Source organism: Ruegeria sp. CF8 (assembly GCF_056537285.1).
Genome location: NZ_JBQFRG010000001.1, coordinates 386,335 through 410,492, shown reverse-complemented (window position 1 = coordinate 410,492; position 24,158 = coordinate 386,335). Strand labels below are relative to the sequence as shown.

The following is a 24,158-nucleotide window of genomic DNA, read 5'->3' as shown; positions in this document are numbered from 1 at the left end:
CGCTTTACGTCGGATCAGGTGCCCAGCTTTTCAACCAAGCGCTGCATGAACTTTTGCCCAGCTTCGAACTGCGCAACCGAGATGAACTCATTCGGTTGATGCGCCTGCGCGATATCGCCGGGGCCGCAAATCACCGCAGAATAGCCAGCCTCCTGAAACTGACCCGCCTCGGTTCCATAGCTGACAACATGGCTGGCATTGTCGCCCGTCAACACGCGCACCAGAGCTTCCGCTTCACCATCCTGTTCAGGTACGAGGCCAGGGATAGAAAAGTTTTCGGACAGTTCAATACGGGCCTCGGGGTGCACTTGCTTCATCCGGGCCTCAATCGCGCGGACCTGTTGAAAATACGCGTCCTTCCATTGCGCTTTGGATTCGTCCGGTACGGTTCGGAAATCCATCATGAACTTACAGTCTTTGGCGGTGATATTGTGTGCTGTGCCACCTTCAATCATGCCAACATGACAGGTCGTCCATGGCGGATCGAACACGGCGGCAACCGGGCTGGGTTCCGCCGCCATATTTACTGCGTTCTGCCGGTTCGCCCAATCGATCAGAGGCGCGGCCTCCATGATCGCGTTGACGCCTGTGTGCATGATCGAGCTATGAACTTCGAACCCCATGATGTGCGTGTCAAAGCCGAAGCCACCTTTGTGGCCCGTCACTGCCTGCATCATCGACGGCTCACCCACGATCACGGCGGATCCTTTAGGCAGGACCTCCTGCATCGCCTTGATCATGGGCGGCGCACCGGTACAACCGACCTCTTCATCAAAGCTGAGCGCAAGCTGCAACGGCTGTTTGACCCCGGCGTGATGCGCTTCGACAAGGGCCCAAATGGCCAAAGCATCAAAGCCCTTCATGTCGCAGGTGCCCCGCCCGAAATACTTGCCGTCTTTCTCGGTCACGGTAAACGGGTCCGTATCCCATGGCTGACCATCCACTGGCACGACATCGGTGTGACCGGACAAAACCACCGCGCCTTCGTCCATTGGACCCACATGGGCAAAGATCGCGGCCTTGTGCGGTTGGTCCGGGTCGGGCCAGCGATGCGGGTGGATTCCGTGGCCTTGAAGATACTCTTCAACCCAATCCACCAGAGGCAAATTGGTTTCGCGGCTTACGGTTGGAAAAGAGATCAACTTGGTCATGATCTCAAGCGGCGTCAGGCGTTTTGCCATTGGTATTAGTACCCGCTATCCGTCGTCAGGATGAAATGACCTGGCTCAACCTCTTGATATTGCGAAGGTTCAGGCGTGTAGCCAACAGGGTGAATCGGCGACGGAATCGGTTTGAAGTTCAGGTCTTTTTCGGACTTCCGCTTGTTGGGGTCCGCGATCGGAACGGCCTTCATCAGCGCCTGCGTATAGGCGTGCTGCGGGTTTTCGAAGACCCGAGCACGCGGGCCAAGCTCAACAATGCGACCCAGATACATGACCCCTACATAATGGCTGACCCGTTCAACCACGGCCATATCGTGACTGATGAACAAATAGGACAAGCCCAGCTCGGATTGTAGCTCCATCATCAGGTTCAGCACCTGCGCCTGCACCGATACGTCGAGGGCCGAAACCGCCTCATCCGCGATGATCAGCTTGGGGTTCAGGGCCAAGGCCCGGGCAATGGCGATCCGCTGACGCTGACCGCCTGACATTTCATGCGGAAAGCGGCGCATGAAGCTGCGTGGCAGCTGCACCTTGTCAAACAATTGCGCAACGCGATCCTGAAGCTCCGACCCAGACGCGACGCCATAGTTGCGCATTGGTTCAGCCACTTGATCCACCAACTGCATTTGTGGGTTCAGCGAGGCGAAGGGATCCTGAAAGATCATCTGCATGTCCAACCGCGCCTTGCGCAGGCCGGACGGGTCCAATTTCATGATATCAACGCCATCCAGATTGACTTCACCCGCCATGGGCTCAACCAGCCGCAGGATCGAGCGACCGGCCGAGGATTTGCCGCACCCGGATTCACCCACAAGGCTAAGGGTCTGGCCCTTGTTCAGTGTGAATGAGACATCTTCAACGGCGTGCACGTTAGAAATCGTGCGACGCAGCAGCCCGCCTTTGACCGGGAAGCGCGTTGTCAAGTTCTTGACGGTCAATAGAACCTCTTCGGTGCCGGGAATGGGGGCAATATTCTGCCCTTCCACCCCCAACAGCTTCATGGGCTCGGGCGCGGATTTACCTCGCATCTCACCCAGCTTAGGTACCGCGGCCAAAAGAGCCTTGGTGTAGTCGTGCTGAGGGTTTTCGAAGATTTCCTTGACGGTACCCTCTTCGACCTTGTTGCCACGGAACATGACCACCACGCGGTCCGCCATCTGCGCAACCACCGCCATGTCGTGTGTAATGAACATCACCGCAGTGCCGGTCTCTCGCTTAAGACGATCCATCAGAGCCAGAATCTCGGCCTGAATGGTCACGTCCAGAGCCGTGGTAGGTTCATCCGCGATCAAAAGGCGCGGCTCGCACGCCATCGCCATCGCGATGACCACACGCTGACGCATCCCGCCGGACAGCTCGTGCGGGTATTGCTGAAGGCGACGCTCAGGTTCAGGGATTCGTACCTGCCGCAACAATTCCAATGCCCGTTCCTCAGCCTGGGCTTTTGACATGTCCTTGTGGATACGTAGACCTTCGGTCAACTGGCGACCGACAGTAAACACGGGGTTCAGGGCGGTCATCGGCTCCTGAAAGATCATCCCGATCTCGTTTCCGCGAATCTGTTTCATCAGATCCTGATCGGCTGTGGACAGGTCCATCTCCTCGCCATCGCGGCGATCAAACAGCAGCTCTCCGCCAGCAATTTCGCCCCCGCCGAACTCGACCAACCGCATCAAAGACAACGACGAAACAGATTTACCCGAGCCCGATTCACCAACGATACAAACGGTTTCGCCCGGATTGACCTCGAACGAGACGTCCTCGACACCGACGACAGGGCCGTCCTTGGTCTGAAATTCCACCCGCAGTTTTTTGATCTGTGCAATAGGCTGATCCAGCACGCGCACGCTCCCCTGACGTTGTCATTTTTGTTCTGAGTGCCGAACGCTACGGCGGGCTACCGGGAAAAGTCAAACGCAATACACATTTTCGCGACGGCACCACTTGCATTTTTTGCAAGTTCTGTTTCGATACCCAACGTAACTGCTTTGGGGAGAGCACGCGCTTAAAAAACGTTAGCGCTATTATCGTTATCGATCAAAACCTTGCCCCAAAGCGGCAACGCCAAGTCCGCAGGCCATGCGGAAATAATCGAGACACAAACGTGTCCAATTCGGGAGTAAATTATGAAAATCAAAACTCTTTTGCTTGGTGCGATTGCAAGCACGGCAATGGCCCCCGTGGCCTTTGCCGAGCGTGGATCGGACGGCAATGTCAGCATCATTTATTGGCAAGCGCCGTCGATCCTGAACCCGTTCCTGTCTGGTGGCACGAAAGATGTGGAATCAGCTTCGTTGGTGATCGAACCGCTTGCCCGCTATGACCAAGACGGCAACATGGTTCCGTTTCTGGCCTCTGAAATCCCAACTGTTGAAAACGGCGGTGTCAGCGAAGACCTGACTTCGATCACTTGGAAGATCGCGCCTGGAATCACCTGGTCGGATGGTACCCCATTCACGTCGGCAGACGTAAAGTTCACTGCTGATTACTGCATGCACCCTGAAGGCGGTTGCGCGCAGGTCACAAAATTCGAAGGTGTCACCTCGGTCGAAGCTTTGGACGACCTGACTGTCAAAGTCACGTTCGACGCCCCTACCCCATTCCCGTACGGACCCTTTGTTGGTGGCGAAAGCCCGATTATTCAAGCGGCACAGTTCGCGGATTGCCTGGGTGCCAAAGCACCTGAGTGCACCGATCAGAACTTCAACCCGATCGGAACCGGCCCGTTTGTTGTCACCGAGTTCAAGCCGAACGACGTGATCACCTTCAAGGCCAATGACAACTATCGTGATCCGGCCAAGCCAGCCTTCGCGACCGTAACCTTCAAAGGTGGCGGCGACGCAACTGCTGCGGGTCGTGCCGTTATGGAGACAGGCGAGTTTGACTATGCCTGGAACCTACAGTTGGCGCCTGAGGTAATCGCGCAGATGCAGGAAGGCGGCAAGGGTACTCCGGTTGCAGGCTTCGGTCCGCTGGTCGAGCGTATCATGCTGAACCAGACCAACCCGTCACCGGACCTGCCGGAAGGTGAGCGTTCGACAGCCAAGCATCCGCACCCGTTCCTACAGGACCCTGCGGTCTACAAGGCCCTGTCCATGGCAATCGACCGCCCGCTGCTGGTTGAGATCGGCTATGGCCAGGCGGGTAAAGTGACCTGTAACTGGGTTCCGGCACCTGCTGCGTTCAACTCAACTTCAATGACGTGCGATACGCAGGATATTGAAGGCGCGAAGAAGCTGCTGGATGACGCTGGCATCGTTGACTCCGATGGCGACGGCGTTCGCGAAAAAGACGGTGTTCCGCTGAAGATTGTCTATCAGACATCGACCAACGCCGTTCGTCAGGACTTCCAGGCGTTGATCAAAGAATGGTGGAGCCAGATCGGTGTTGAAACCGAACTGCGCAACATCAACGCGTCGGTCTTCTTTGGTGGTGACCCGGGTTCGCCTGACACCTTCCAGAAGTTCTATGCTGACGTTGAAATGTACGCCAACACCTTCAACGGCACTGACCCGCAGTCTTACCTGGGCAACGGCCTGTGCGACAAAGCACCGAAGCCGGAAAGCCAGTGGCAGGGTGAAAACATCAGCCGCTTCTGCAACGAAGAGTTCGACAAGCTGCACGGTCAACTGGCTGAAACCGCTGGTCTGGAAGCCCGCGCTGAGATTGCGAAGCAGCTGAACGACATCATGGTTCAGAACGGCGGCATGATCCCGCTGGTCCACCGTGGTCGTCTGTCGGCGCACGCAAACACGCTGGGTGGCGTTGTCCTGAACGTTTGGGACAGCGAGCTGTGGAACATTGCGGACTGGTACCGCAAGACCGGTTCCTAAGCATTAGTCTTGCAAAGCCGCGCCCCGATCCTTATCGGGGCGCGGTCATTTGCAGACCACTCCAACAAAAAGACGCATCAACAAAGGCGCCTTTGAATGCTCAACTTTACAATCAGACGACTGGTGTTGGCCGTACCCACACTGCTGTTCATCAGCCTCGTCATTTTCCTGCTCCTCGAACTCGCCCCCGGCGACCCGATGGCGCAGGTTCCGCTCACCGTTCCGCCCGAAGTCAAAGAGAAGATGCGCGAGGCACTTGGCCTCGGTCAGCCGATGCATATCCGGTTCTGGAAATGGATCGTGCAGTTCTTCTGGATCGAGCCGCAGGTTCTGATCGACCACATGTTCGGCACCACCTTTTCCGAAGGTGACCTTCGTGTGATTTCGTGGCAGACCCGCTCGCCCGTTATGGACATCGTCGTTCAGCGTATCCCGCAGACCCTGTGGGTTGTTGGCACCGCCTATGTGGTCGCCATCCTGATTGCCCTGCCTATCGGCATTTATTCCGCGTACCGTCAGTATTCGTGGTTCGATCAGATGGGCACATTCGTGTCGATGGTCGGATTTTCGGTGCCGCCCTTCTTCTCGGGCGTGTTGGTGATCGTGATCTTTTCGGTCCAACTGGGTTGGTTCCCGTCGATCTATGACACCACTTTGGTCGTGAACAGCTGGGACAGTTTCGTCAAACAGCTGCAACAGATGATCATGCCCGTCATGGTTCTGGCATTGCAGATCACGGCGCAGCTCAGCCGCTTTATGCGCGCTTCGATGCTGGACAACCTCAACCAGGATTACGTCCGCACCGCACGCGCCAAGGGCCTGAGCGAATACACGGTGGTCATGGTTCATGTGCTGCGCAACTCGATGATCCCGGTTGTCACTGTCATTGCGCTGGGTATCCCGTCGATCTTCGGCGGAGCTATCATCACCGAGCAGGTCTTTAAAGTGAACGGTATCGGCCAACTTCTGATCGGCGCTATCCAGGCCAATGACCTGCCAATGGTGCAAACCCTGACCTTCATCTTTGCCGTATTGATCGTGCTGTTCAACCTGATCGCCGACGTCCTATATGGCATTCTTGACCCGAGGATCCGCTATGACTGATACCGACAAATCAGACACGCTGATCCCGGACGAAGGACTGGCACTTGCTTCCACCGCCTTGCCAACCGCCGACGTGATGGAGGAACTGACCACCCCGCCACGCAGCCAATGGCGCGACGTGTGGGATCAGTTCAAGACCCATAAGGGCGCGATGATCGGAGCGATCCTGTTCATTTTCATCGTGGCTGCGGTGTATCTGGGTCCATACATCTGGACCATCGATCCGACCCAGATTGATATCCGCTCGCGCAATCAGGGACCAAGCTGGGCACACCCGTTTGGCACAGATCAGCTGGGCCGGGACATTCTGGCGCGTATGATGTCAGGCGGGCAGACTTCGGTCTCGGTGGGCATCACGGCGATGTTGCTGGCACTGTTCCTGGGCTCCTTCATCGGTGTCTTAGCCGGGTTCTTCAAACGGCTGGACGGACCTCTTATGCGCCTGACGGACCTGTTCCTGGCCCTGCCCCTTCTACCGTTGCTGCTGGTCATGATGCTGCTGTTCCGCGAGCCTTTATCGGCTGCCTTTGGGTTAGAGCGCGGAATCTTCATCCTGATTGTCTGCGCCATTGGTATCACCTCTTGGATGCCGACCGCCCGGATCGTGCGAGGGGATGTACTGGCTATCAAGGAACGAGAGTTTGTTCTGGCCGCGCGCTCTATCGGCACCAGCAACAGCCAGATCATCACACGGCATATCCTGCCAAACGTGCTTTCGCCGATCATGGTGTCCGCGACGCTGGGGATTGCCACGGCGATCATCACCGAAAGCGCACTGTCTTTCCTAGGGCTGGGCTTCCCGCCTGATTTCCCAACCTGGGGGCGCCTGTTGTTCGACGGCGTCGACTACTTGCAGCAATACCCCGAACGCGTGTTCTGGCCCGGTCTGGCAATCTCGTTGACTGTTCTCAGCGTCAACTATCTGGGCGACGGTCTGCGTGACGCGCTGGATCCGCGAATTCGCGGACGTTAAATCAATATCAGTCGGCGCGCTTCAGCGCGCCGGCCAATACGATGATCAGGACCGCCAGCGGCAACAAAACCGAGAATGCCAGACGCAGGCCAAACAATTCCGCTAAAAAGCCGATCAATGGCGGCCCGATCAACAGCCCCCCGTATCCCAAAGTTGCAACGCTTGCTATGGCCTGCCCCGGCGGCACATCTGGGTCACTTGCGGCCCGACTGAACGCCAGCGGCATTATGACGGCATAGCCCACCCCCATCAGGGCAAAGCCCGCCAAGGCAAGCCCAGGTGCCACTGCTGACACCACCGCAAACACGCCCATAGCGGCGCAGAGCCCACCGAACCGGGCCGTAGCAACCGGGCCAAAGCGTGTAATGACAAACGCACCGGCAAGGCGAAACGCCACCATTGTCACGGAAAAGACGGCATACCCCAGGGCCGCAACGCTTTCAGTCGCATCTGTGATGTCACGCAAATAGATCGCGCTCCAATCCGCGACGGCGCCTTCACCCAAGGCCCCGCACAAAGCAGTAAACCCTACCAACACCAATACGCCGGACGGCAACGCAAAGACGGACCCTTGCTCCCCTTCAGAGCGTTTTGAGGTCCATTGCACCCAGGAGAAGGCCAGCGCAAAGCCAACGACAATCCCGCCTGCCGTTAGGAAGTGCGCAAGCACACTCAGTCCCATCTGAACAGCGGCATATCCACTCAAAGCGCCAAGACCCGCACCTAGGCTCCACATCGCGTGGAAAGAAGACATGACAGGCTTGTCATATGCCTGTTCAACTTCTGCCGCCCAGGCATTCATCGCCACGTCCATAGAGCCATGGAAGGCACCAAAGACGAACAGAAAGACCGCCAGCCCCCAAAATCCCCCGGCCATAGCCAGCAGGATCAGCGACAGGGTGTAGAGCACCGCAATGACACGGGTGATAGCAACAGCGCCGAACTGATCTGTAAGCCGCCCGGTGATGGGAAAAGAACATACAGCACCAGCCGCCATGAACAGCAACCCGTAGCCCAGGTCTTCATGAGACAGGCCCAGCCTGTCGCGCACAGCGGGGATGCGCGAGGCCCAAATCCCGAACAAAGCACCGTTCAGAATGAACATGGCGGCAACAGCCCGCCATGCTGCACCTAAAGAAATCACCGGAAACCCTCGCATCGCTAGCCAAACGCATCTGTTCTACAGGTCCTGCCAAATTTGGCAATTGACCTTCAGCCAAGCCGCTTCCGGATCCGTCGAATTGCGAACCATACTCCGGCCACAACGGGAATTGTAACCGCCGCCGTCAACATACCCTTGCTAATTCCCGAAGCCGTCAGCGGATACAGAAGATAGCTCACCAAAGAAACCGCATAGTAGCTGATGGCAACAACAGACAACCCTTCGACAGTATGCTGCAGCCGTAACGCCAGATCCGCCCTACGGTCCATGCTTTCCAACAACGCTTGGTTCTGCGCACTGCGTTCCACATCCACCCTGGTTCGCAGCAACTCGCCTGCGCGGATAGCCCTGTCAGACAAAGCCTGAAGACGGCGTTCAGTGGATTTTACGGTACGGATCGCAGGGTCATAGCGCCGCATCATGAAATCGGCAAAGTTCTGACCGCCCTGGAACCGCTCTTCCCGCAAAACTTCAATCCGCTGATTGACGATAGCTTCATAGGCGCCCGTTGCCCCAAACCGGAACGAACACCGTGCTGACAAAGTTTCAAGTTCAATCGACGTCGACAGCAGATCCTGCAAAAGCGAGTCTGGCTGAGCCGAGTTATCGGTCATCTGTCCCATCAACTGGGTTAACTGCCCATCCAACTCTCCGATACGCGGCATCAACTGCTTGACGCGCGCAAATCCCAACATGGACATCGCCTTATAGGTTTCAATCTCGCACAGACGCTGGACAATTCGCCCTGTCCGGCGGCGCCCCGTACCCTCGGTGACAAACAAAGCAAAGCGCATATGGCCTGCCGGATCGATGCGGAAATCGCTGGCGCACACGGCCGCATCGTCCAGTACCCTGGCCACTGCAAGACTTTCAGGCTCGAACCAGTCTAGCAATTTGGACTTTATCGCATCGTCACTTTCGCGTTCCACGACACGAACCATCGCAGACGTGACCCTTTGGCCCGGACTGGCCATCAGCCAGTCAGGCGGGAAGACTTCGAAATCGGCCGGGTTGAACGCACGGTCGCTCACGTTCTGAGCAATCGCCGTATAGGTGACAAACTCTGTGTGTTGCTCCCATTTTAGCCAATGTCGGCCGATCTGACCGGCGTAATGTGTGGCATCAGGCTGAGGATGCTGTGCGCCATGGCGATCCAGAAGATTGATCAAATGGGCCAAATCCTGGCGACGATCACGCGCAACCGCAGCCTCGGGTTTCTTGATTGCCAAAAATACCACTGTGCATGGCATAGACGCGACCGGGAATGGTCGCGCGTGCAGTTCATTGGCCAGCGCATAGCGAAGGGGATGGTCGTCTATCGGTGTCATTCAGGGCTCCGCCTCGTCACGCGCAATATAGGACACATAAAAGTTACATCAATTCTCTTTTTGTTTCATATACTTACAAGGATACAAAGGTATACAAGCCGGCTATCTCATTGATTTGGCTGCCACAGCTCGATGGGATTGCCTTCGGGATCATGGATGCGCGCGAATTTCCCAACCTCACTGTCCCAGTCCGGATGCGTTTCGACGGCGATTCCAGCGGCTTCCAGCTGCCGAGTCATGGCCGCCAGATCATCGACACGGAAGTTGATCATCCATTGCTGATCTTCCCGTCCGAAATACTCGGTGTCCTGTGCAAACGGTGCAAAGACAGTATAGCCTTCGCGCTGTTTCCAGGGTACGGGATCGTAGTGGTTGACGCCCAGGTGTACCTCGTACCATGCGCTCAAAGCCTTTGGGTCTTTAGCGCGAAAGAACACGCCTCCTATGCCATTAACCTTCTGCATCACAAACCTCCTGACCCAGCCATCCTACCACAATCCGCTGCTTCATCTGGCCCAAAATACCTTGGAGGTCAGGAGGCAAAGCCTCCTGCAATTCAAAAAAGAAAAGGGCGCCCAATGGCGCCCTTTGCAATTTACTTAATCCTTTTGATCAGTCGATCATCGGCAGCAGCTTGTCGAGGCTCGCTTTCGCATCGCCGTAGAACATGCGGGTGTTCTCTTTGAAGAACAGCGGGTTTTCGATGCCCGAATACCCGGTGCCCTGACCACGTTTCGACACAAACACCTGCTTGGCCTTCCAGCACTCCAGAACCGGCATCCCGGCGATGGGGCTGTTGGGATCTTCCTGCGCCGCAGGGTTCACGATGTCGTTCGAGCCGATGACGATGGCCACATCCGTATCCGGAAAGTCGTCGTTGATCTCGTCCATTTCCAGAACGATGTCATACGGCACCTTTGCCTCGGCCAGCAGCACGTTCATGTGGCCCGGCAGACGGCCTGCAACCGGGTGGATAGCAAAGCGCACGTCTTTGCCCTTGGCGCGCAGCTTGCGGACCAGTTCGGAGACTGATTGCTGTGCCTGCGCCACCGCCATGCCGTAACCGGGGATGATGATGACACTATCCGCGTCGTTCAGTGCTGCCGCAACGCCGTCAGCCTCAATCGCGATCTGTTCACCTTCGACGGCCATCTGTTCCCCCTGCGGGCCACCAAAGCCCCCAAGGATCACGCTGACAAAGTGACGGTTCATGGCCTTACACATGATGTAAGACAGGATCGCACCAGACGAGCCGACCAATGCACCGACAACGATCAACAGGTCGTTGCCGAGGCTGAAGCCGATGGCCGCAGCGGCCCAACCCGAATAACTGTTCAACATCGACACAACCACCGGCATGTCGGCGCCACCGATGCCCATGATCAGGTGGTAGCCGATGAACAGCGCCGCCAGAGTCATCAGGAACAGCGGGAAGAAACCACCGGTGCTGGTGTACCAAAACAGGCAGATCAACGAGAGACCCGCAGCGCTTGCGTTCAGCGCATGCCCACCGGGCAGCTTGGTCGCCGCCGACGTCACCTTGCCCGCCAGCTTGCCATAAGCCACGACCGAGCCGGTAAAAGTGATCGCACCGATGAAGATGCCCAGGAACAGTTCCACATGCAGGATCGCCAGCTCCGCCGGGGTCTTCTTGGCGATCAGTTGGGCAAAGGACCCCAGACCGTCCAGTTCAACCTCTTTCGCGGCGTCTGCAATCGCAAAGACCTCGGCCACGTTCTGGACTTCAAAATGCGCGTTGAAACCCACGAAGACCGCCGCCAGACCAACCAGCGAGTGCATCGCTGCCACAAGTTGTGGCATCTCGGTCATCTGAACGCGCTGCGCCACGTATTGACCGATCAGACCGCCGCCGATGATCAGCAGCAGAGACAGCAGCCATAGGCCCGAGCCCGGACCCACCAGCGTGGCAAAGACCGCCAGCGCCATACCAACGATACCGTACCAGACCGCGCGCTTGGCGCTTTCCTGGTTCGACAACCCGCCCAAAGCGAGGATGAAGAGAACAGCCGCAACAACATAGGCGGCAGTGGTGAAGCCAAATTCCATGTGCCCGGCCTCCTTAAGATTTCTGGAACATGGCAAGCATGCGCCGGGTTACGAGGAAGCCGCCGAAGATGTTGATCCCGGCCATGAAGACAGACAGTGCTGCCAGCAGAATGACCAGGAAAGACCCCGACCCAATCTGCATCAAGGCCCCAACGATAATGATCGACGAGATCGCGTTGGTGATCGCCATCAAAGGTGTGTGCAAGCTGTGTGCGACGCCCCAGATCACCTGGAAGCCGACAAACACGGCCAGCACAAAGACGATGAAGTGCTGCATGAAGCTGGCCGGAGCAACCAGCCCCACCAGCAGCATCAGCGCGCCGCCAACCCCCAACAGGGTGAATTGCTGTTTGGTCTGCGCCTTGAAAGCCGCAATCTCCTGCGCCTTTTTCTCTTCCGGGGTCAGTTCCTTGACCTCGGGTTTCTTCTGCGCCGCAATCGCCTGAACTTTCGGCGGCGGCGGTGGGAAGGTGATCTCACCCTCGTGGGTCACGGTCGCGCCGCGGATCACGTCATCTTCCATGTCATGATTGATCTGACCGTCCTTTTCAGGCGTCAGGTCAGTCATCATGTGACGGATGTTGGTCGCGTACAGAGACGACGATTGCGCCGCCATCCGGCTGGGGAAGTCGGTATAGCCGATAATGGTCACGCCATTGTCGGTCACAACCTTCTCATCCGGCACGGTGCCTTCGACGTTGCCGCCACGCTCAGCCGCGAGGTCAACGATGACCGAACCCGGCTTCATCGCCTTGACCATATCCTCCAGCCACAGCTTCGGCGCCGGGCGATTGGGGATCAGGGCGGTGGTGATGACGATATCCATCTCGGGCGCCAGTTCGCGGAACTTGGCCAGTTGCGCCTCGCGGAACTCTTCCGACTGAACCGAGGCATAGCCGCCGGTCGCCGCACCATCCTGCTGCTCTTCCTCGAAGTCCAGGTAGACGAATTCGGCGCCCATGGATTCGACCTGCTCGGCCACTTCGGGGCGCACGTCGAACGCATAGGTGATCGCGCCCAAAGACGTCGACGTCCCGATCGCGGCCAGACCAGCCACACCCGCGCCCACGATCAGCACCTTGGCAGGTGGCACTTTACCGGCAGCAGTCACCTGACCCGTGAAGAAGCGACCGAAGTTATTACCGGCTTCGATAACGGCGCGATAACCCGCGATATTGGCCATCGACGACAGCGCATCCATCTTCTGCGCACGGCTGATACGCGGCACCATCTCCATCGCGATCACATTCGCGCCCTTGGATTTGGCCAGCTCCATCCCGTCTTCATTGCCCGCCGGGTTAAAGAAGGAAATCAGCGTCTTGCCCTTGGTCAGACGCTTCATCTCGGTCTCAGTCGGGATACGTACCTTGGCGACGATGTCCGAGCTTTTCCACAAAGACGCAGCCGTCTTCACGACTTCGACGCCCACGGCTTTGTACGCCTCATCCGAGAAACCGGCCGCTGCACCTGCCCCCTTCTCAATCTGGCACTCATAGCCCAGTTTCTGCAACTGCACAGCAGAGTCCGGCGTCATCGCGACCCGGTTCTCGCCATCCAATATTTCCTTTGGTGTGCCTATTTTCACTGGCAGTCCCCCTAGAGTCTAAGGCCGAGCAGGTCCTCGGGTATGGTTTGTTAAGAAAAGATGTATCTTGCGCAATTTTATTTCGCAAGCGCAGCATCTGTTACGTTGTGTCATGAACCGTCCCCTCCTACACCCATCGACGCGTTTTGCGTTCATAGCGTGCGAAGTCCGCGCGGAAAGTGCGACGCAGGCGATCCTCTTCCGGCAAAATGAACCGACGTTCGAGCACCCAGACAAAGACGGGCACCAGCACCAGCGACAGGACAGCATCAAACCGCAGGATCAAACCCGCCAGGATCAGCACATCGCCCAGATAGATTGGGTTGCGACTGCGTTTGTAGATTCCGGATTGCACCATCGCACTTGGTGTTTCATGCGGAATGACAGTGGTCTGATGTCGGCGAAATTCGACAACTGCCAGAACCGCCAACAGGACGCCACCTCCGATCAAAACGCCACTGATCAGGTCGGTTAGCCCACCCTCCAGCGACAGGCCAAACGCCATGTACCGGCCCTGCAACCACGCCAACAGGACAAAGCCCGCAAGCCACACAGGGGGAACATCGATCCAGCGCATAGTTGGTCCTTTGTGGATGACGTAACGTAAAGATACGTGTCGTTTCTGGGCGCTGTCCTATCGTTTTCAGGACAGAATAGCAAAACCCCACGATGTCGCATCAGTGGACAGGTTAGTTTGGATCGGGTACGCCCGAGGGTAAACAGCGACAGACAAACACAAAAAACGAGCTTTCATGACCGATTTCGCCGCGACCAAAGCCATGTTCTCATTACCCGATGGCATCCTCTACCTTGACGGTAACTCTCTTGGCCCTCTGCCTAAATCAGCGACCTCGCGCGTACAGGAAATGCTGACAGATGAATGGGGTCAGATGTTGATTACCGGTTGGAACAAGGCCGGTTGGATGGGACTGCCCACCGGGCTGGGCGACCGCATCGGCCGCCTGATCGGTGCCGAACAGGGCAGTGTTGTCACCGGAGATACCTTGTCGATCAAAGTGTATCAGGCCGTCGCCGCCGCGCTTGAGCTTAACCCCTCGCGCAAGGTGGTTCTGTCAGACAATGGCAATTTCCCGTCGGACCTGTACATGGCGGACGGTCTGCTGCGTTCGCTGGGGGAAGAGTATGAACTGCGCGTTGTAGATCCCGAGGACGTGGCCGCAGCCATCACGGAAGAGATAGCGGTCTTGATGCTGACCGAAGTGGATTACCGCTCGGGCAGAATGCACGACATGAAAGCCCTGACCGAATTGGCTCACGCCAACGGCGTCGTCACCGTATGGGATCTGGCACATTCGGCTGGGGCAATTCCGGTCGATCTTGCAGGATGCAATGCCGACTTTGCTGTGGGTTGCACGTACAAATACCTCAACGGCGGCCCCGGTGCCCCCGCCTTTATCTATGTCGCGCCACGACTGGCGGAAACAGTGCGACCTGCCCTGTCCGGTTGGCTGGGACACGAAGCCCCGTTTGCCTTTGATCTGGACTATCGCCCCGGCAACGGGATCGAACGCATGCGCGTCGGCACGCCCCCCGTGATCCAAATGGCGGCATTGTCTGCGGCCATGGATATATGGGACATGGCGGAAATGACCGATGTCCGGGCAAAGTCCATTGAACTGACCGAGTTGTTCATCAGCCGCGTTGAGGCAACCTGCCCCGAATTGAAATTGGCCAGCCCTCGCGAACCAGAGCGACGTGGCAGTCAGGTCTCATTCCGTTTCGAGGAAGGCTATGCCGCAATGCAGGCTCTCATCGCGCGTGGCGTGATCGGCGACTTCCGTGCGCCAGATATCATGCGGTTTGGCTTCACGCCGCTCTATATCGACGAAGGCGATGTGATCAAAGCGACCGAAATTCTGGCCGATGTCATGCAGAACAAGCTGTGGGACACGCCTGAATACAAGGTTCGTCAGCGCGTTACCTGACCTCAAGCCCCGCACCAAAAAGGGCGGCAACCTGCGCCACCTGCTGTTCGTAGACCTCTGCCCCTGCACCGATCAGCTTTAGCCCCTTGAGCGTGGCCGCGATCGTTCGTCCGGTCTCGGCCGCGTCAGCCAGCAGACGGACGCGGCCCGCCTGTTCCTGCTGCGTCAGCCAGTCTGCGTACAATCCGGCCAGCTTTGTCTCACCCGCCGCAATAATTTCAGAAGACAGAGACTTGGTGTTGTCCAGCATCTCAAGCCCGTGTGGAGAGGCCAGAATTTTCGCCATCCCGTCCGTCTGAGCCTGAATCGCTCGGGTCAACACCTCGGGCACCGATCCTTGTGTCGCCAGCGCCTGCGCCACCGCAACGATTTTTTCGGCATAGTATAACTCGGTCAGCTTGCTGACGATTGCCTCTTTGTTTTTGTAGTGCAGATAGACCGCAGGCCGGGACATGCTCGCACCACGCGCAATATCGTCCATCGAGGTCTTTCGATACCCATACGTAGAAAAGGCTTGAAACGCCGAGTTCAGGATCGCCTTTTGCCGTGAATCGTCATTCGTGTCTTTCATAACCGAAGCACTGACATTTTTTGTTTAAATTGTCAATTGACACCCTGACACTTTTCACTAATTATGTCAGAAACCAGCCACAGCAATGAGAGGTGCGCCATGGCGACAACCCTTAGGATCAATGGAAAGCAACATCAGGTAGACCTGCCTGATGACGTCCCCCTGCTCTGGGTTCTGCGGGATGAGGTCGGGTTGACCGGCACCAAATTCGGCTGCGGCGTTGCCGCCTGCGGAGCATGCACCGTTCATATCGACGGCGAGGCGGTGCGGTCCTGTCAGGTCGCGTTGTCGGACGTTTGGGGTGACGTGACCACAATTGAAGGCATCGGAGCGCCAGACACGCTGGCCGCGATCCAACAGTCTTGGGTCGACCACCAAGTTGCGCAGTGCGGCTATTGCCAGTCTGGGCAGATCATGCAGGCCGCAGCATTGTTGTCGGAGAACCCGACCCCGACTGACGCAGATATCGACGAGGCGATGCAGGGCAATCTTTGTCGCTGTGGCACCTACCCCAGAATTCGTGCAGCAATTCACGATGCCGCTGGCAAGCTGAAGGAGGCATAAGTTATGGGAAAAGTTGGTAAAATCCTCCGCCGCACGTTCCTGATTGGGTCAGCCGCTGTTGTTGGCGGCGTGGCCTTTGGCGCGTATTACGTCACCCGTCCAGCTGCCAACCCGCTGAAACCCCAGGAAGGTGAAGCGGCGTTGAACCCGTTTGTGCTGATCGACCAGAACGGCGTTACCCTGTTCGCCCCCCGCGCTGAAATGGGTCAGGGCGTGCAGACCACCTGGGCCGCACTGATTGCCGAAGAGCTCGACGTCGATCTGGATCAAATCACCGTTCTGCATGGCCCGGCGGCGGCAGCCTACTACAACTCGGCTATTGTGGGCGAAGGATTGCCCAACAAAGGCTACGACATCTCGAATTTCCAACACAATCTGGGTGAGGCACTGGGTGTTCTTGGTAAGGCGCTTAGCCTGCAAGTCACCGGTGGTTCGACTTCGATGAAAGACGGGTTCGAGCGGATGCGGCAAGCCGGTGCTTCGGCGCGTGAAACGTTGAAACGCGCGGCCGCTGACCGGTTGGGCGTTGACCCTTCAAACCTGCAAACGGCCTCGGGCCACGTTATTGCCCCCAACGGCGACAAGATTGCGTATTCCGATCTGGCCGAGGATGCAGCTGGATTGGAACCGGTCGAAGTGTCTTTGCGCGATCCGTCCGAATGGCGGTATCTGGGCCGGACCCAACCGCGTCTGGACATGGTCGGCAAAGCGACGGGCACTGCTGAATTCGGCGTCGATGTTCGTCTGCCAGGGATGAAGTTTGCTGCGGTGCGCATGAATCCCAAACTGGGCGGTGCGATGAATGGCTTTGATGACAGCACTGCAAAATCCATGCCAGGGGTCGAGAAGATTGTCGATCTGGGCACGGGTGTAGCCGTGATCGCGAACAACACATGGCTGGCAAATCAGGCGGTTGAGGCCATTGACGTTGACTGGGGCGACGCGCCCTACCCGCCGAACACCGAAGGTATCTTTGCCAAGATAGCCGAGGCGTTCGACGACGCCCCGAACTCGACCATGCGCGACGACGGCGATGTCAGCTTGACCCCCGAAGGCGCGACGGAAATCACAGCCGAATACCAGGTGCCCTATCTTGCCCACGCCACGATGGAGCCGATGAATGCCACCGCTCTGTATACCGGAAACGCTTTGGAGTTGTGGTGCGGCAACCAAGCCCCGACCCTGATTCAATTCCGCGTCGCGAATACCGCCAATCTGGACACGGATGCGGTTCAGATTCACACCACCTATTTGGGTGGCGGATTTGGCCGTCGCGGTGAACTGGATTTCGGAGAGATCGCCACCAAGGTCGCCATGTCCATGCCCGGCACGCCGGTTCAAACGACCTGGAGCCGCGAAGAAGACATGCGCCATGACTATTACCGCCCCGGTGCCATTGCCCGAATGCGCGGCGCAGTTCAGGACGGCAAAGCCGTTCTCATTGACGGCAAGGTAGCAGCGCAATCCTGCACGCAGCAGGCGGTTGAACGCTACACCGGCTTCCCCGGTGGCGGCCCCGACAAGGTGCTAGTCGAAGGGTTCTTTAACCAGCCTTATGCTGTGCCGAACTATCGCATGAGTGGTCATATCGCTGATCTGGCGGTCCCGGTTGGCTTTTGGCGCTCGGTCGGTAACAGCCACAATGGCTTCTTCCATGAAACCTTCATGGACGAAATGGCCCACGCAGCAGGGCGCGACCCGCTGGAGTTCCGGCTCGAGTTAATGAAGTCGGAACACGCCCCCTCTGCCGGGTGTCTTGAAGCCGTAAAAGAGATGTCGGGCTGGACTGGCCAGACGCCAGACGGCGTTGGTCGCGGTGTCGCGTTTGCCTATAGCTTTGGCACGCCCGTGGCGCAGGTGATTGAGGTTGTCGACGAGGACGGCACCATCCGCATCAACAAAGCTTGGATCGCCTGTGACATGGGGCTGGCGCTGGATCCTGACAACGTGAAGGCACAAATGTTCGGTGGCATGGTGTATGGGTTGTCCGCTGCGTGTTACGGCGAGATCACCTTTGCAGATGGTGAAGCGGAACAGTTCAACTTCCCCGACTATGACGCCCTTCGCATGCACACGGCCCCGCAGGTCGAGGTGCGCGTTCTCGAGACCAACCGCCACATGGGTGGCGCAGGAGAGCCCGGCACGCCCCCCTCGATGCCCGCGCTCGGAAATGCCCTGTTTGATCTGACCGGAGAACGTGCCCGCAGCCTGCCGCTGATCAACCAGTTCAACCTGCTGGTTTGATCGCAAAACGCTGGCTCAGTGACATGAGCCGGCGTTTTTACTTTTTCCACTTAGCATCAGAAATTGACTGACAGGAAAATGGACGCTTCTGTCGCGTCCAGATCATCCTCGAACAGACTCAGATAGCCTAGTGTTGCCTCGACAAAGACGGCCTCACTTGCGCGTCCGCGAACTCCGACGCGTGTGGCCCAGGTCAAGTCAGTCTGTGATCCCGCGCCAATCCCAATATTGTCTCGTTCGAACCAATACGTTGCGCTCAACGTCGCAAATGGGGACACGATCGACCTCGACGTAACAAATGGCCGACTTACCTCCAACTCAGGCGTCAAGGCGCTGTAAGTCGCAGAAGCAACTTCGCCAATGATGTTGACCGGAACGCCTGCCAAAGTACCACTGAGATCATAGTCTTCCGCGCTGTAGTTGTAGTAGTCAAAGGCGATCGACGGACGCAACAGGAATTGCCCAGCCTCATATTGGCCAACAGCTTCCAGATTGGCACGCCAGCGGGTTCGGTCAAAATCACCGGTCAATCCCAAGACGTTTGCATCCGTTGAAAACTCGCCAACAGTCGCCAATCCGTTCAGCACCCACCTCTCGGACATACGCCAGGCAAAGTAAGGTCCAACGGCCAGACCTTTGGTGTCTTGTCTGAACTGGCCCTGGAACCCTTCGACATCAATGTCTTCATATTCGACCTGAAATCCAATGACCAAGTCCGGCGTGACAAGCTTGTCGAACCCAGCCGCGAAATAGTTGTCGTTTAGATCGACTTCAGTGACCCCGCGTGTGTCTTCGATTTCGGTATAGGTGAAGTCTGTCCATACGTTCCACGTGGAAGGCGGCGCAAGATCACGGCCCTCTGTCAAAGGAGGGCCTGCAAGGGGCGCCGTAACGGTGGGATCGCAAAGTGCCGCGTCCAGCTTACCCGTCGCCGCGTCAACACACTCTACGCCCACAGCATATGCCCCTGCAGAAGCACCTTGGGGTTGAGTTCGAGGCAAAGCAGCCGTTGTTCCACCTCCACCAAAACCACCACCGGTCCCGCCAGAACCGCCGCCACCGCCAAAGCCGCCGCCGGATCCACCAGAACCGCCGCCGCCGCCAAAGCCGCCGCCGGATCCGCCAGAACCGCCACCGCCGCCAAAGCCGCCGCCGGATCCACCAGAACCGCCACCGCCGCCAAAGCCGCCACCGGATCCACCAGAGCCGCCGCCGGAACCGCCACCGCCACCAGAGCCACCTCCAGAGCCACCACCTCCGCCGCCAGAGCCACCTCCGCCACCGGGCAAGCTCCAGTTTCGCTGTTGATTTTGCGTGTCAATCAGGCAATCGCGGCCATTAGGCGCTCCGCCAATTGCAAACAACCGGTGCACTCCACCGTTTCCGTTAGAAACAAAGGGCGAAAAGCTCAGATGAACACCTCGACGGGGCTTGTTCCAGATATCGACCGTTGTATTTCGCTGCGCTGCTTCCAAGCGATAGTCGCCTTGCTCTGTCGCTGAAAGCCACACCGAAGAGGATGAGTCGGGCGTGCGCCCGATATAGAACAATTCTCCCAGAGAGCCGCATTGCTGCGCGACCGCCTCAGCAGCGAATCCAGAGAACGCAATCAGTGTTCCTGCAAGTAGCTTACCTTGGTTCTGTCGCCTTTGGGTTGATTCACACATTGCGCGATCCTGCACCGTTTCATGGCATCAGCGACAGGTTCTCAGACTCGTAGACGAACGCAAAAGGATATTGAGCGGATCTGAGTTATAAAGATTTGAATGTTGCGATACGGTGACGTGGCGCAAGAAAGAGACGGACGATTGCGATTAGGCGGACTGCTTGATCGCAGTACAGTCGCCGTGGCTCCAAACACGAACAGCGTTTCCAAAAGCTTCGAACAGAGGGCGCGACACCGGGTCGTTGATGGCATCCCATTCCGGGTGCCACTGAACAGACAGCGTAAAGCCAGGCGCGTCCTTGATAAAGATCGCCTCGGGCGTGCCGTCGGGCGCGTGACCTTCGATGACAACACGTTCGCCAATGGTCTTGATACCCTGCCCGTGTAGCGTGTTGGTCATGACCTCGGTCGCACCAAACACGTTATGGAACACACCGCCCTCATCCAGCGTCACCACATGTCGCAGCGCAAACTTCTCTTCCAGTGTGCCGTCGGGCGGCATACGGTGGTTCATCCGGCCCGGCAGATCGCGGATTTCGGGGTACAGCGTTCCACCCATTGCCACGTTGACCTCCTGAAACCCGCGACAGATGCCCATGAAGGGCTGCCCACGTTCCACACAGGCCCGAACCAGTGGCAAGGTGATGGCATCACGTGCGCGGTCAAACTCTCCATGCGCTTCGGTTTCGGGCTCACCATACTCTTCCGGGTGCACGTTGGGGCGACCACCGGTCAGCAGAAAGCCGTCGCAAACCTCCAGCAGCTCATCAACCGTCACATAGCGCGGATCCGCCGGGATCAGCAGCGGCAGACATCCCGACACATTGGCCACCGCATCCGAGTTCATCGTCCCACCCGCATGTGTCGGGTATTGGTCATTCATAAGATACGAGTTGCCGATGATACCGACGACAGGACGAGACATTCCGCTTTCCTTGTTGTTTCATTGCTTAACATGGAAGCTAGCGGCAGCCTCTCAGACGTGCAAGAATACACGCCCTGCATAACAGCGCAGGGACGTGTTCAGAGACGCACAATACAATCCCAAAGAAGACGCGCTGTATAGAATTATTTCCCAACATTTGCACTTTCTTGGGAAATATTTCCAATATCGCAACAACAACTGGACGAAACAAGCGGGGGATTAAATCTCACCGATCAAACCGGCTGCCTCAATTCCAGCCATTGCGGCAATCGCATCATTGTCCGAGGTGTCTCCTGTTACACCCACAGCCCCGATGACAGCGCCTTTCCGGTCGCGCAACAGAACACCACCTGGAACCGGCACGACCTGCCCGCCATAGACGCCATTCACTGCGGCCATGAAATAGGCCTGCGCCTCGGCGCGCTGCATCTGCGCAGTCCCGGCCATGCCCAACATGACCGAGCCGTAAGCCTTGCCATGCGCAATCGCGAAACGACCCGGGGCGGCACCGTCTTCGCGTTCGAAGGCGATGACATGACCGCCCGCATCGAGAACCACAGCAGACAGAGGTTTCAACTCTATCTCGCGCCCCTTCTCAAGAGCCTTACGAATGATGGTGCGCGCCTTACGCAAAGAAATAGCCATCCCTGATCCCTTTCATTTGGATAAAATCTTCTTTGGAAAACAAGGGGTAGGTACTCCCCCTTGCCCCGACCCGAACCGCTTACGCCTGGCTTGCCTTCAACTCCAGACGACGGGCGTGCAGAACCGGCTCGGTATAGCCCGAAGGCTGCACCCGCCCCTTGAACACCAGATCGCAGGCCGCCTTAAAGGCAATGCCGTCAAAGCTTGGCGCCATAGGCGTATAGCTGGGATCGCTGTCGTTCTGACGATCCACTACAGCCGCCATTTTCTGCATCGCGGCCATTACCTGCGCTTCGTCCACTACGCCATGGTGCAGCCAATTGGCCAGGGCCTGAGACGAAATCCGGCAGGTTGCGCGGTCTTCCATGAGGCCGATGTCGTTGATGTCCGGCACTTTGGAGCATCCCACGCCCTGATCGACCCAGCGCACGACATAACCCAGAATGCCCTGAGCGTTGTTTTCGATCTCGCGGGTGATTTCATCATCGCTCAGGTTCCGACCACCCAGCAGCGGAACGGTCAGTAGGTCATCCAGCGTACCGCGCGCGCCTCCGGTAGCCAGTTCATCCTGGCGCGCAAGCACATCAACCTTGTGATAATGCGTCGCGTGCAACGTCGCGGCGGTCGGCGACGGCACCCAGGCGCAGGTTGCGCCGGACATCGGGTGTCCGATCTTGGCGTCCAGCATGTCGCCCATGCGATCCGGCATGGCCCACATGCCCTTGCCAATCTGCGCCTTTCCCTTCAGGCCGCAGGCCAGACCGATGTCGACATTGCGGTCCTCGTAAGACGCGATCCATGGCGTGTTCTTGATATCGCCCTTGGGCAGCATCGGGCCGGCTTCCATCGAGGTATGAATCTCATCCCCGGTCCGGTCCAAAAACCCGGTGTTGATAAAAGCCACACGTGATTTAGCCGCCCGAATACATTCCCTCAGGTTGGCCGATGTGCGCCGTTCCTCGTCCATGATGCCCAGCTTTACGGTATTGCGGGGCAGGCCAAGAATATCTTCGACTATGTCGAAGATTTCGACCGAGAAGGCAACTTCCTCTGGCCCGTGCATCTTGGGCTTCACTACATAGACGGAACCTTCAACCGAGTTGCCGCCTTCGCGCTTCAGATCGTGCATGGCGATTAACGTAGTGCACAGGGCATCCATCAGCCCTTCACCAATCTCGCGCCCTTCGGCGTCCAGCACAGCCGGGTTGGTCATCAGGTGGCCCACATTGCGCACCAGCATAAGTGATCGGCCTTTCAGCGAAGCCTGTCCTCCCGCCGGCGTGGTGAAGCTCAGGTCGTCAGCCAGCTTGCGTGTGAATGTCGTGCCGCCCTTCGTGACTTCTTCGGTCAGGTCGCCCTTCATCAGACCCAGCCAGTTGCCGTATGCGACAACTTTGTCTGCTGCATCAACACACGCCACCGAGTCTTCGCAATCCATAATCGTCGACAACGCTGACTCAAGCCTAACGTCTGCAATACCTGCGGGGTCGGTTGCGCCAATGGTACTAGAAGGATCGATCATGATCTGGATGTGCAGGCCATTGTTCTTTAGCAGCACGAATTCCGGTTTGTCCGCCGCACCACCAAACCCAGCAAATTGCGCGGGGTCGCCCAGCGCAGGAACCAATCCTCCGTCCTTCACTGTAAGGCTGGACACGTCCGCCCAAGACCCGGACGCCAGTGGCACGACGTCGTCCAGAAAGGCTTTGGCCCATGCGATCACGCGCGCACCACGCGCGGCGTCATAGCCACCGCCCGCAGGTAAATCACCCATCGCATCGGTTCCATAAAGCGCATCATACAGACTGCCCCAACGGGCATTGGCAGCATTCAAGGCAAAACGGGCATTGGTGATCGGCACAACAAGTTGGGGACCGGGGGTAAGGGCAATCTCGGGATCCACGTTTGCCGTCTCGATCTGGAACCCATCCCCTTCCGGAACCAGATAACCGATCTCTTTAAGGAAAGTTTGGTATTCGGCAGGATCAATCTCCTGCCCCTTGCGTGCCATATGCCAGCCGTCGATACGGCTTTGAATTTCAGACCGTTTCGCAAGAAGGTCGCGATTCTTCGGCCCCAACTCGTTCACCAATCGCGCCAGGCCTGCCCAAAACTGCTGCGCGGACACTCCGGTTCCTGGCAGTGCTTGCGTCTCGATAAATTCTGCCAAAATCGGATCGATCTGCAGCCCGTTCAGGGTGTGTCTGCCAGTCATGTTCCCGCTCTCCCGCGATTGTGTGCCACTGTATGCTCAGGTGCATTTAGGGGGAAAGTTTCCGATAGGCAACTTTTGTCGAGTGATTAGCAATATTCGGTCCTTCAAAAAGCTGCCTTAAAATCAGCAAGCGAATGACGCAGGCCAGTTGCAGCCCCTGTACG

19 protein-coding genes are annotated in these 24,158 nt (G+C 57.6%); 6 read left to right on the top strand and 13 right to left on the bottom strand.

What is annotated here, in order from left to right; translation table 11 throughout:
* Positions 1–14: 14 nt before the first annotated feature.
* Both argE and ACR0EV_RS01965 read right to left on the bottom strand, forming a co-directional pair.
* A complete protein-coding gene (argE, locus tag ACR0EV_RS01970; RefSeq protein ID WP_480798564.1) occupies positions 15–1,181 on the bottom strand; it encodes an acetylornithine deacetylase in 1,167 nt (388 codons plus the stop codon).
* 5 nt (positions 1,182–1,186) lie between these two features.
* Positions 1,187–3,007, bottom strand: coding sequence for an ABC transporter ATP-binding protein (locus tag ACR0EV_RS01965; RefSeq protein ID WP_480798563.1), 1,821 nt, complete (start codon positions 3,005–3,007; stop codon positions 1,187–1,189).
* 285 nt (positions 3,008–3,292) lie between these two features.
* Between ACR0EV_RS01965 and ACR0EV_RS01960 the strand changes: the two genes are divergently transcribed.
* From ACR0EV_RS01960 to ACR0EV_RS01950, 3 genes are all read left to right on the top strand, one after another.
* Positions 3,293–4,999, top strand: a complete 1,707-nt coding sequence (locus ACR0EV_RS01960; RefSeq protein WP_480798562.1) for a peptide ABC transporter substrate-binding protein — start codon at positions 3,293–3,295, stop codon at positions 4,997–4,999.
* Between the two features lie 96 nt (positions 5,000–5,095).
* Positions 5,096–6,103: an ABC transporter permease gene (locus ACR0EV_RS01955; RefSeq protein ID WP_480798561.1), complete on the top strand. Its 1,008-nt coding sequence runs from the start codon at positions 5,096–5,098 to the stop codon at positions 6,101–6,103.
* Positions 6,096–7,076, top strand: a complete 981-nt coding sequence (locus tag ACR0EV_RS01950) for an ABC transporter permease (RefSeq protein ID WP_480798560.1) — start codon at positions 6,096–6,098, stop codon at positions 7,074–7,076. Before ACR0EV_RS01955 ends, ACR0EV_RS01950 begins: the two co-directional genes overlap by 8 nt.
* Before the next feature lie 7 nt (positions 7,077–7,083).
* On the opposite strand, the gene ACR0EV_RS01945 is transcribed toward ACR0EV_RS01950, so the two are convergent.
* The 6 genes from ACR0EV_RS01945 to ACR0EV_RS01920 all read right to left on the bottom strand — a co-directional run bounded on the left by ACR0EV_RS01945 (position 7,084) and on the right by ACR0EV_RS01920 (position 13,795).
* Complete coding sequence (locus ACR0EV_RS01945; RefSeq protein ID WP_480798559.1) at positions 7,084–8,181, bottom strand: MFS transporter; 1,098 nt, start codon at positions 8,179–8,181, stop codon at positions 7,084–7,086.
* A 107-nt stretch (positions 8,182–8,288) separates the two neighbouring features.
* Entirely contained in the window at positions 8,289–9,566 is a 1,278-nt protein-coding gene (locus ACR0EV_RS01940) for a DUF3422 family protein (protein WP_480798558.1), read from the bottom strand.
* Positions 9,567–9,673: 107 nt separating this feature from the next.
* Entirely contained in the window at positions 9,674–10,030 is a 357-nt protein-coding gene (locus tag ACR0EV_RS01935) for a VOC family protein (protein WP_480798557.1), read from the bottom strand.
* A gap of 148 nt (positions 10,031–10,178) precedes the next feature.
* On the bottom strand, positions 10,179–11,633 hold the full coding sequence (locus ACR0EV_RS01930) for an NAD(P)(+) transhydrogenase (Re/Si-specific) subunit beta (RefSeq protein WP_480798556.1): 1,455 nt from the start codon (positions 11,631–11,633) through the stop codon (positions 10,179–10,181).
* Between the two features lie 13 nt (positions 11,634–11,646).
* Positions 11,647–13,218, bottom strand: coding sequence for a Re/Si-specific NAD(P)(+) transhydrogenase subunit alpha (locus ACR0EV_RS01925; protein WP_480798555.1), 1,572 nt, complete (start codon positions 13,216–13,218; stop codon positions 11,647–11,649).
* Between the two features lie 127 nt (positions 13,219–13,345).
* The gene (locus ACR0EV_RS01920) at positions 13,346–13,795 is read right to left on the bottom strand and encodes a methyltransferase family protein (RefSeq protein ID WP_480798554.1); all 450 of its coding nucleotides are present in this window, start codon (positions 13,793–13,795) and stop codon (positions 13,346–13,348) included.
* Between the two features lie 175 nt (positions 13,796–13,970).
* Here ACR0EV_RS01920 and kynU point away from each other — a divergent pair, with 175 nt between their 5' ends.
* A complete protein-coding gene (gene kynU / locus ACR0EV_RS01915) occupies positions 13,971–15,164 on the top strand; it encodes a kynureninase (protein WP_480798553.1) in 1,194 nt (397 codons plus the stop codon).
* Here kynU and ACR0EV_RS01910 read toward each other — a convergent pair.
* Positions 15,157–15,735 (bottom strand): TetR/AcrR family transcriptional regulator, encoded by a 579-nt coding sequence (locus ACR0EV_RS01910; protein WP_480798552.1) that lies wholly within the window; start codon positions 15,733–15,735, stop codon positions 15,157–15,159. The genes kynU and ACR0EV_RS01910 overlap by 8 nt on opposite strands.
* 99 nt (positions 15,736–15,834) lie before the next feature.
* Between ACR0EV_RS01910 and ACR0EV_RS01905 the strand changes: the two genes are divergently transcribed.
* Both ACR0EV_RS01905 and ACR0EV_RS01900 read left to right on the top strand, forming a co-directional pair.
* Complete coding sequence (locus tag ACR0EV_RS01905) at positions 15,835–16,299, top strand: (2Fe-2S)-binding protein (RefSeq protein ID WP_480798551.1); 465 nt, start codon at positions 15,835–15,837, stop codon at positions 16,297–16,299.
* Between the two features lie 3 nt (positions 16,300–16,302).
* Positions 16,303–18,543 (top strand): xanthine dehydrogenase family protein molybdopterin-binding subunit, encoded by a 2,241-nt coding sequence (locus ACR0EV_RS01900; protein ID WP_480798550.1) that lies wholly within the window; start codon positions 16,303–16,305, stop codon positions 18,541–18,543.
* Between the two features lie 56 nt (positions 18,544–18,599).
* Here ACR0EV_RS01900 and ACR0EV_RS01895 read toward each other — a convergent pair whose 3' ends face one another.
* The 4 genes from ACR0EV_RS01895 to ACR0EV_RS01880 all read right to left on the bottom strand — a co-directional run bounded on the left by ACR0EV_RS01895 (position 18,600) and on the right by ACR0EV_RS01880 (position 23,994).
* Positions 18,600–20,210, bottom strand: coding sequence for an autotransporter outer membrane beta-barrel domain-containing protein (locus ACR0EV_RS01895; RefSeq protein ID WP_480798549.1), 1,611 nt, complete (start codon positions 20,208–20,210; stop codon positions 18,600–18,602).
* A 147-nt stretch (positions 20,211–20,357) separates the two neighbouring features.
* Complete coding sequence (locus tag ACR0EV_RS01890) at positions 20,358–21,134, bottom strand: gamma-glutamyl-gamma-aminobutyrate hydrolase family protein (protein WP_480798548.1); 777 nt, start codon at positions 21,132–21,134, stop codon at positions 20,358–20,360.
* A 219-nt stretch (positions 21,135–21,353) separates the two neighbouring features.
* Entirely contained in the window at positions 21,354–21,779 is a 426-nt protein-coding gene (locus ACR0EV_RS01885) for a GlcG/HbpS family heme-binding protein (RefSeq protein ID WP_480798547.1), read from the bottom strand.
* A gap of 79 nt (positions 21,780–21,858) precedes the next feature.
* On the bottom strand, positions 21,859–23,994 hold the full coding sequence (locus ACR0EV_RS01880) for a malate synthase G (protein ID WP_480798546.1): 2,136 nt from the start codon (positions 23,992–23,994) through the stop codon (positions 21,859–21,861).
* Positions 23,995–24,158: the final 164 nt, after the last annotated feature.